The sequence below is a fragment of the Micromonospora sp. NPDC047187 genome, assembly GCF_040643355.1.
Classification (GTDB): domain Bacteria; phylum Actinomycetota; class Actinomycetes; order Mycobacteriales; family Micromonosporaceae; genus Micromonospora; species Micromonospora salmantinae.
Map to the genome: position 1 here is coordinate 107759 of NZ_JBEYUF010000020.1, position 8647 is coordinate 116405.

The window sequence follows — 8647 nt, forward strand, 5'->3', positions numbered from 1 at the left end:
CCGCAGAGCCTAATCACCCCGCCGTGGTCGGGACCCGTGCACGGGCGGCGGGAGGAAGCGCGGCCCGTGCCGGGGCGTGGTGCCGTGGGGCGTACCGGCTAGCCTCGACGGGTGGCAACCGCGCTGGTGATCGAGAACGACCCGACGGACGACGCGCGCCGGCTGGGTGAGTGGCTGACCGAGGCTGGGCTGGAGCTGTGGGTGGTGCGCCCGCACGCCGGCGACGAACTCCCCGCCGACCTGGAGGGGTACGCGGCGCTGGTGGTGCTCGGCGGCGACCAACAGGCGTACCCGTTGCCGGACGGCTCGCCCGGCGCGCACTGGTTTCCCGCCGTGGAGGGCCTGCTGCGCAAGGCGGTCCGGTACCGGGTGCCGACCCTGGCGGTCTGCCTGGGCGCGCAGCTGCTCGCCACCGCGCACGCCGGGTTGGTGGAGCGCAGCCCGTCCGGGCCGGAGATCGGCCCCGGCGTGGTCGGCCGGCGCGACGCCGCCGAGAACGACCCGTTGTTCCGGTACGTGCCGCTGATCCCGGACGTGCTCCAGTGGCACTCCGACGAGATCACCGAGCTGCCTCGGGGCGCGACCCTGCTGGCCGCGTCCACCCGCTACCCGCATCAGGCGTTCCGCCTCGGTGACCGGGCGTGGGGGTTGCAGTTCCACATCGAGTGCGACGCCGCGATGATCGCCGACTGGGCCACCGACTCGACCCAACTCGCCGAGCTGGGCTACGACCCGGAGCTGGTGGTCGCGGCCTGCGCCTCGGTGCTGCCCGACGTCGAGGAGGTCTGGCAGCCGTTCGCCGCCCGGTTCGCCGCGTTGGCCCTCGGCGAGTTGGACGACAGCACGATGCGGCGCGGCCTGCCGCTGCTCGGGCACTGATGAGCCGGCCGACCAGGGCACCGGGCCGGCTCGCCCGGTACGGCTTCGGCACCGCCGAAGGCGACGGCGGCGCGCGCGCCGCGGACCTGCTCGGCCCGGAGGGGCTGCGGCTGTGGCAGCCGGCCGAGCAGGAGCCGGTCGACGAGGCCGCCGCGGAGTTGCTCGCCGCGCTGTCCCGGGCCGCCGACCCGGACCTGGCGCTGCGCCAACTGCACCGCATCGTGGAGGCCGAGGGTCGCACCACCGACGGCGGTGCCGCATCGCCGCTGCTCGCGGACCTGCACAACGACCCCGGGCTACGGCGGCGGCTGATCGCGGTGCTCGGCGCGTCGGCGGCGCTCGGCGACCACCTGGTGGCCCACCCCGAGCACTACCAGGCGCTGCGGACCGCCCCGGACGGGCTCGCCCCGACCGCCGAGGGGCGGCTGGAACCGGCCGACGGCGGCAACGCGGTGGCGGCGCTGCGGACCGCGTACCGCCTGGCGTTGCTGCGGATCGCGGCGGCCGACCTGACCGGCGGTCGCGGCCTGGAACAGACGATGGCGGCGCTCTCCGCGCTGGCCGACGCGACGCTCTCCGCGGCGTACGAGATCGCTGTCGCGGAGCTGGCGGAGGGGACCGAGCGGCCCCGGCTCGCGGTCGTGGCGATGGGCAAGTGCGGCGGCGGCGAGCTGAACTACGTCTCCGACGTGGACGTCATCTTCGTCGCCGCCGAGGATGCCGACCTGTCCGCCGCGACCCTGGTGGCGACCCGGTTGATCTACATCTGTGGGCTGGTCGCCTGGCCGGTGGACGCCGCGCTGCGCCCCGAGGGCAGCCGCGGCCCGCTGGTGCGGACCCTCGCCAGCCACCTGGCCTACTACCGGCGGTGGGCGCGCACCTGGGAGTTCCAGGCGCTGCTCAAGGCCCGCCCGGCCGCCGGGGACCTGCCGCTGGCCCAGGAGTGGATCGACCAGCTCGCGCCGCTGGTCTGGCGGGCGGCCGAGCGGCCCGAGGCGGTCGAGGACGTCCGCGCCATGCGCCGCCGGATCATCGACCACATCCCGCCGAAGGAGCTGGAGCGCGAGATCAAGCGCGGTCCGGGCGGGCTGCGCGACATCGAGTTCGCCGTCCAGTTGCTGCAACTCGTGCACGGTCGCGGTGACGAGACGCTGCGCCCGCCCGGCACCATCCCGGCGTTGCGCGCGCTCGTCGCCGGCGGTTACGTCGGTCGGGCCGACGGCGAGGCCCTGCTGCGCGGCTACCGCTTCCTGCGCAGCGTCGAGCACCGGCTGCAACTCCAGGGCCTGCGTCGTACGCACACGGTGCCCGCCGAGCCGGGCGCGCTGCGCTGGCTCGCCGCCGCGCTGGGTTTCACGGCCGCGCCGGGGCGCAGCGCCGTGGAGAGCTTCCGGGCCGAGTGGGTCACCCACGCCACCGAGGTACGCAGACTGCACGCCAAACTGCTCTACCGGCCGTTGCTGGAGTCGGTGGCCCGGGTGCCGGCGGACGGGTTGCGGCTCACCCCGGAGGCGGCCAGGAACCGCCTGGAGATCCTCGGCTTCGCCGACCCGGCCGGCGCGCTGCGCCACCTCCAGGCGCTCACCGGCGGGGTGAGCCGCACGGCGGCCATCCAGCGCACCCTGCTGCCGGTGCTGCTCAGCGAGTTCGCCGACGCGCCGGAGCCCGATCGGGGGCTGCTCAACTACCGCAAGGTCTCCGACAAGCTGGGCAGCACCCCCTGGTACCTGCGGCTGCTGCGCGACGGCGGCCCGGTCGCCCGTCGGCTGGCCCGGGTCCTCGCGCTGTCCCGGTACGTCGCCGACCTGCTCGCCCGCGACCCGGAGGCGCTGCGCCTGCTGGCCGAGGAGAACGAGCTGACGCCACGCGCGCCCGAGGTGCTGCGGGAGGGGTTCCTGGCGGCGGCGGCCCGACACACCGACCCGGTCGAGGCCACCAGCGCGGTGCGCGCGCTGCGACGTCGCGAGCTGGTCCGGGTGGCCTGCGCCGACGTGCTCTGCCGGGCCGGCGCGCTCGCGCCCAGCCCCACCAGGCCCGACGGCGCGAACCGGCCCGCCCGCGGGCTGTCCGACATCACCGAGGTCGGTACGGCGCTCGCCGACGTCACCGACGCCACCCTGGCCGCCGCGCTGCGGGCCGCCCAGGCCAGCCAGCCGGCACCGGCAGGGCTACGGTTCGCGGTGATCGGCATGGGCCGACTCGGCGGGTACGAGTCGAACTACCTCTCCGACGCCGACGTGCTCTTCGTCTACGACCCGCCGCCGGGCACCAGCGAGAGCGCCGCCAGCGCCGCCGCGCACGCCGTCGCCGAGGAACTGCGCCGGCTGCTCGGCGTACCCGCCCCCGACCCGCCGCTGGGCGTCGACGCCGACCTGCGACCGGAGGGCCGCCAGGGTCCGCTGGTACGCAGCCTCGCCGCGTACGCGCAGTACTACGCCCGCTGGTCGCGGGTGTGGGAGGCGCAGGCACTGCTGCGCGCCCGGTTCGTCTGCGGCGACGCCGACCTGGGCGCCGAGTTCGAGGCGATGATCGAGCCGGTGCGCTACCCGGCCGACGGGCTGACCCGCGAGCAGGTCGTCGAAATCCGGCGAATCAAGGCCCGGGTGGAGACCGAACGGCTGCCCCGTGGCGCCGACCCGGCCACCCACACCAAGCTGGGGCGCGGTGGGCTCGCCGACGTGGAGTGGGCGGTGCAACTCGTCCAGCTCCGGCACGCCGGCGCGAACCCGGCGCTGCGCGGCACGCGTACCCTCGACGCCCTCGCGGCGGCCGAGCGGGCCGGCCTGATCGACCCGGCGGACGCCGCGGAGATGGCCGCCGGTTGGGCCCTGGCCGCGCAGGTCCGCAACGCGTTGATGCTGGTCCGGGGCCGGGCCGGCGACCAACTGCCCCGGCACGGGGTGGAGTTGGCCGGGGTGGCCCGGCTGCTCGGCCGAGACGACCCGGGGGAGTTCCTCGACGAGTACCTGCGCACCGGCCGCCGCTCCCGCGCCGCCGCCGAACGGGTCCTCGATGCCTGACGCGTCGCCGCCCCCAACCGGGCGGAGCGTCGCGGGCTGGACGGCGGCGACCGCTGTGGCGGTGCTGCTCGCCGTCGCGTTCCTCCTCGCGCCGCCGATGGGCACCGACCTCGCCGCCCAGGTGGCCCGTGCCGGGTTCACCGAGCGGTACGGGGCCGCGCCGGTCGACTTCGGCTGGTACGGCGGCGTCAACCAGTACGGCTACAGCCTCTTCACGGCCAGGTTGGGCGCGCTGATCGGGGTACGTCTGCTGGGGGCGGTCGCCGCCGTGGTCGGCGCGGCCGCGCTGGGTTGGCTGTTCACCCGCAACCGGGCCCGTCGACCGCTGCTGGCCGGCGTCCTCGGCGCTGTGGTGCTGGTCGGCAACCTGGCGAGTGGTCGGATCACCTTCGCGGTCGGGTTGGCGTTCGGGCTGCTGGCGCTCTGCGCGGTCAGCGTGGAAGGCCCGCCGCGTTGGCTCCGGTTGACGCTCGCCGCCGTCTGCGCCGCCCTGGCGACGGCGGCCAGCCCGGTCGCCGGCCTGTTCACCGGGCTGGCCGGCGCGGCGCTGCTGCTGGGCGCCCTGCGCACCGGTGACGGGCCGGGCCGCCCGCTGCCCGGAGGCTGGCGAGCCGAGCGACCATTGGCCGAGGGGTTCGTCCTGGCCGTGGCACCCGCCGTCACGCTCGCCCCGATGGCGTTCGTCTTCGGCAACGGCGGAACCCAGCCGTACTCGGCCGAGTCGATGCGCATCAACGTCGCGCTCGCGGTGCTGGTGGCGGTCGTGCTGCCGCGTCGCCGCCGGGTGCTGCGCGTCGGCGCGGCGCTCACCGTGCTGCTCCTGATCGGGGCGTACTACGTGCCCAGCCCGATCGGTTCCAACGCGCTACGGCTGCCGATGCTGTTCGCCCTGCCCGTGCTGGCCGGGTACGCCGCGTTGCCGGGGCCGTGGCTGGCCGGGCTGCTCGCCGCGACCGTCTGGTGGCAGTCCCCGGTGATGACGAGCGACGTGACCCGGGCCGGCGCACCGGAGAGCGCCGAAGGCTTCTACCAACCGCTCGTCGCCGAACTCGACCGGCGGCAGCCGGCCGGACGGGTCGAGGTGGTGCCGCTGCGCGACCACTGGGAGTCCGCGTACCTGCCGCCGACAGTGCCACTGGCCCGAGGTTGGGAACGCCAGGTCGACAGCGACCGCAACGCGCTGTTCTACGACGGCAACCTGAACGCGCAGACGTACGAGCAGTGGTTACGGCACGAGGCGGTGAGCTACGTGGTGCTCGCCCCGGACGCACCCGCCGACCGGTGGGGCCGCGACGAGGCCGCGCTGATCCGCGCCGGCCTGCCGTACCTGCGGGAGGTCTGGCGTGACCCGACCTGGCGGATGTACGCAGTGGTCGATCCGACCCCGCTGGTCGGTGCGCCGGGTCAACTGGTCGCCGCCGACCGCGGCGCGGTTCGCCTGACCGCCACGCCCGGGGACGTGCCGGTCCGGGTGCGCTGGTCGCGCTGGCTCACGGTGAGCGGCCCGGACGGCTGTCTGCGACCGGGCGCGGACGGGTGGACCGAGGTGCGGGTCCGCGCCGCCGGCGACTACTCGATCTTCAGTGGGCTGGCACCGGCGCGCCACTGCTGACCGTGCCTGCCGTCGGCCTTCCACCGACGGGCTGGCAGCATGTCCGGCGTGCCTTCCCACCTCGCGCGCTGGACCGGCCTGGCCGGCTCAATGCTGCTCGCGCTCTCCGCTTTCCTCGGCGGCGCGTTTCCCAGCGGCCCCCTGCGCAGCACCCCGGTCAGCATCTGGCAGGGGCCCAACGGCCCACTGATCCTCGCCGCCTGGCTGGTCGGCACCGGCCTGATGGCGTACGCCTGGTGGGCGCTGCGCGACGGGGGACCCTCGACGCGGTGGGCCCTGGTCACCGTCGGGCTCTGGCTGCTGCCGTTGCTGATCGCACCGCCCTTCGGCAGCCGGGACGTGTACGCGTACGCCTGCCAGGGCGCCAGCTTCGTCGGCGGCATCAGCCCGTACGAGCAGGGCGTCTCCGCGCTGCCCTGCCCCTGGCTGGACACGGTCTCGGTCATCTGGCGCGACACCCCGGCGCCGTACGGGCCGCTGTTCGTGCTCATCGCGGGCGCCGTGGTGAAGGCCACCGGTTCGCTGACCGCCAGCATCGTGCTGTTCCGTGCGCTGTCGCTGGTCGGCGTGGTCCTCACCGCGTGGGCCCTGCCGGCGCTTGCGCGTCGGGCCGGTGTGCCGGCGAAGCGGGCGGTGTGGCTGGCGTTGGGTTCCCCGCTGGTCGCCGCGCACCTGATCGGTGGCCCCCACAACGACGTGCTGATGCTCGCCGCGTTGGTCGGTGGGCTGGCCGTGGTGGCGGCGCACCCGGGTCGGCGCGGAATGCTGCTGGTCGGCGGCCTGCTCCTCGGAGTCGCGGTGGCGATCAAGGTGACCGCCGTGGTGGTGGTGCCGTTCGCCGCACTGGCGGCCACCGCCGGGCCGTACCGGATCCGCACGCTGATCCGCGACGGCGGCTGGGTCGTCGGCGGCGCGGTCGCCAGCGTGGTCGGCGTGACAGTCGCCGGTGGGCTGGACTTCGGTTGGATCGGCGGGCTGTCCCAGGGTGGCGCCGCCATCGCCTGGACGTCCCCGCCGACCGCGGTGGGGCAGACGGTCGGGTACGTCGCGGCGCTGTTCGGCGGCCACATCGACGCGCTGCCGGTCACCCGCGGGATCGCCGTGGTCCTCCTGGCCGTCCTGCTCGTCTGGCTCTGGTGGCGGGCCCGCACCCGCGACCCGCTGTACCACGCCGGCCTCGCGCTCGCCCTCACCGTCGCGCTCGCCCCCGTCGTACACCCCTGGTACTGGACCTGGCCGCTGTTCGTGCTGGCGGCCACCGCCCAGCGCACCAGATGGTTCACAGTCGTCGCCCTGGTCGCGTCGTTTCTGGTGCTGCCCGACGGCACCGGGTTGCCCAGGTACACCAAGACGGTCGGTGCGCCGCTGATGACGCTGTTGGTGATCGTGCTGGTCGTCCGGTTGGTACGGTCGGCTCGGGCGGCCCGTCAGCCGGTCGCCGCCGATTGAGGGAAGGTGCGCCGGTGACCGCTCCCGGCCCGCCTGTTCCGCCGCCGCCTGTGTCGTTGGCGTCATTGGGTGCTCGGTACGCGGGCCTGGCCGGCGTGGTCCTGCTCGCCGTGGCCGGATACCTCGGCGGGGCACTGCCTGACGCCCCGCTGGGCGCGACACCCGCGTCGATCTGGCGAACCCCGAACGGCCCGGCGACGCTGAGCTGCTGGCTGATCGGCACCGTGCTGCTGGTCGGGGCGTGGTGGTCACTGCGCGAGGGCGCGCCGTCGACCCGTTGGGTGTACGTCACCGCCGGGCTGTGGGCGCTACCGCTGCTGCTCGCGCCGCCGCTGGGCAGCCGGGACGTCTACTCGTACGCCTGCCAGGGCTGGACGTACGCGCACGGCGTCGACCCGTACACGGTGGGGGTGGCGGCGGCGGGTTGCCCCTGGCTGGATACGGTGGCGCCGATCTGGCGGGACACCCCGGCACCGTACGGGCCGGTGTTCGTCCTGCTCGCGGCCCTCGCCGTCGGCCTCGGCGGCGGGCTCACCGGGACCATCGTGGCGCTGCGCGTGATCGCCGTTGCGGGGCTGCTGCTGGCAGCGCTCTGCCTGCCCGCTCTGGCGCGGGCGGCCGGGGTGCCGGCCCGGCGGGCGGTCTGGTTGGCGTTGGCCGGTCCGCTGGTCGGTGTACACCTGGTGGCCGGCGCGCACAACGACGCCGTGATGCTGGGCCTGCTGCTGGGTGGACTGCTGGTCGTGGTCCGTCGACCAGGTCGGCCGGCGGCGCTGCTGCTGGCCGGAGCGCTGCTCGGGCTGGCGGTCACTGTGAAGGCCAGCGCCGTGGTGGTGGTGCCGTTCGCCGTGCTGGCCGGGATGCCCGACCAGTACACAGTGCGGGCGTTGCTGCGCCACTGTTGTTGGTTGGCCGGAGGGCTGCTCGCCGCGCTGCTGGTCACCTCGGCGGTGTCCGGCCTCGGCTTCGGCTGGGTGGGCGGGCTGACCCACAGCGGCGACTCGGAGCAGTGGACGTCGCCACCCACCGCCGTGGGCTTCGTGGTGGACTACGCCGGCGCGCTGGTCGGCCGGGACCCGCAGGCGGTGCCGGTTGTCCGGGCGGTCGCGCTGCTGCTGCTCGTCGGGGTGCTGGTGGTGCTCTGGTGGCGGGCCTGGCAGACCCTGCGCGGGCTGAACGAGGTCGCGGCTCCCGAGGCTGGGTGTCCTCGGGTGGCGCGGTCCCGGGTGGCGCTGCGCGGCGCGGCGTTGGCACTGGTCGCCACCGTCGTCCTGTCCCCGGTCTTCCACCCCTGGTACGCGACCTGGCCGCTGGCGCTGCTGGCGCTCACCGCCGCCCGCACGACGTGGTTCGTGCTGCCCACCGCGGCGGCAGCCTTCCTCGCCCTGCCCGACGGCACCAACCTGGCCCGCGTCACCAAGGCGCCCGGTGCCCTGGCGATGACCGCCCTGCTCCTGACCGTGCTCGTCCGCACCACCCGCACCGCCCGCCGTCGTTGATCATGAGGTTGACGGGGGCAATCTGGACGGAACGCCCCGCCAACCTCATGATCGGGTGCCGGAGGGGCGGGGCGTCAGGCAGAGCGAACCGGGCCCGCGCCCCGGGGGGCCGGGCCCGGCCGGCCGGGGGTACAGCGCCGGCGGACCCCGCCGGGGGGGGGAGACAGCACACCACGCGGAGGAAGAGG

General features: G+C 75.3%; 5 protein-coding genes. All 5 read left to right on the forward strand.

The features are described 5' to 3' along the window. Nucleotides 1-111 precede the first annotated feature (111 nt). Genes ABZ794_RS26005 through mptB (ABZ794_RS26025) form a run of 5 tightly spaced genes read left to right on the forward strand, consistent with a single transcriptional unit; the run spans nt 112 to nt 8459 of the window. Nucleotides 112-879 carry a type 1 glutamine amidotransferase gene (locus tag ABZ794_RS26005; RefSeq protein ID WP_210787071.1) on the forward strand — a complete coding sequence of 256 codons (768 nt, stop codon included), beginning with the start codon at nt 112-114 and terminating at the stop codon, nt 877-879. Next, on the forward strand, nt 879-3899 hold the full coding sequence (locus ABZ794_RS26010; protein WP_238690578.1) for a bifunctional [glutamine synthetase] adenylyltransferase/[glutamine synthetase]-adenylyl-L-tyrosine phosphorylase: 3021 nt from the start codon (nt 879-881) through the stop codon (nt 3897-3899). Before ABZ794_RS26005 ends, ABZ794_RS26010 begins: the two co-directional genes overlap by 1 nt. After that, nucleotides 3892-5511: a hypothetical protein gene (locus ABZ794_RS26015; RefSeq protein WP_357517991.1), complete on the forward strand. Its 1620-nt coding sequence runs from the start codon at nt 3892-3894 to the stop codon at nt 5509-5511. The genes ABZ794_RS26010 and ABZ794_RS26015 overlap by 8 nt, the downstream gene beginning before the upstream one ends. A 48-nt stretch (nt 5512-5559) precedes the next feature. After that, on the forward strand, nt 5560-6960 hold the full coding sequence (mptB, locus tag ABZ794_RS26020; RefSeq protein WP_357517993.1) for a polyprenol phosphomannose-dependent alpha 1,6 mannosyltransferase MptB: 1401 nt from the start codon (nt 5560-5562) through the stop codon (nt 6958-6960). Nucleotides 6961-6974: 14 nt separating this feature from the next. Continuing rightward, the gene (gene mptB / locus ABZ794_RS26025; RefSeq protein WP_357517995.1) at nt 6975-8459 is read left to right on the forward strand and encodes a polyprenol phosphomannose-dependent alpha 1,6 mannosyltransferase MptB; all 1485 of its coding nucleotides are present in this window, start codon (nt 6975-6977) and stop codon (nt 8457-8459) included. Nucleotides 8460-8647: the final 188 nt, after the last annotated feature.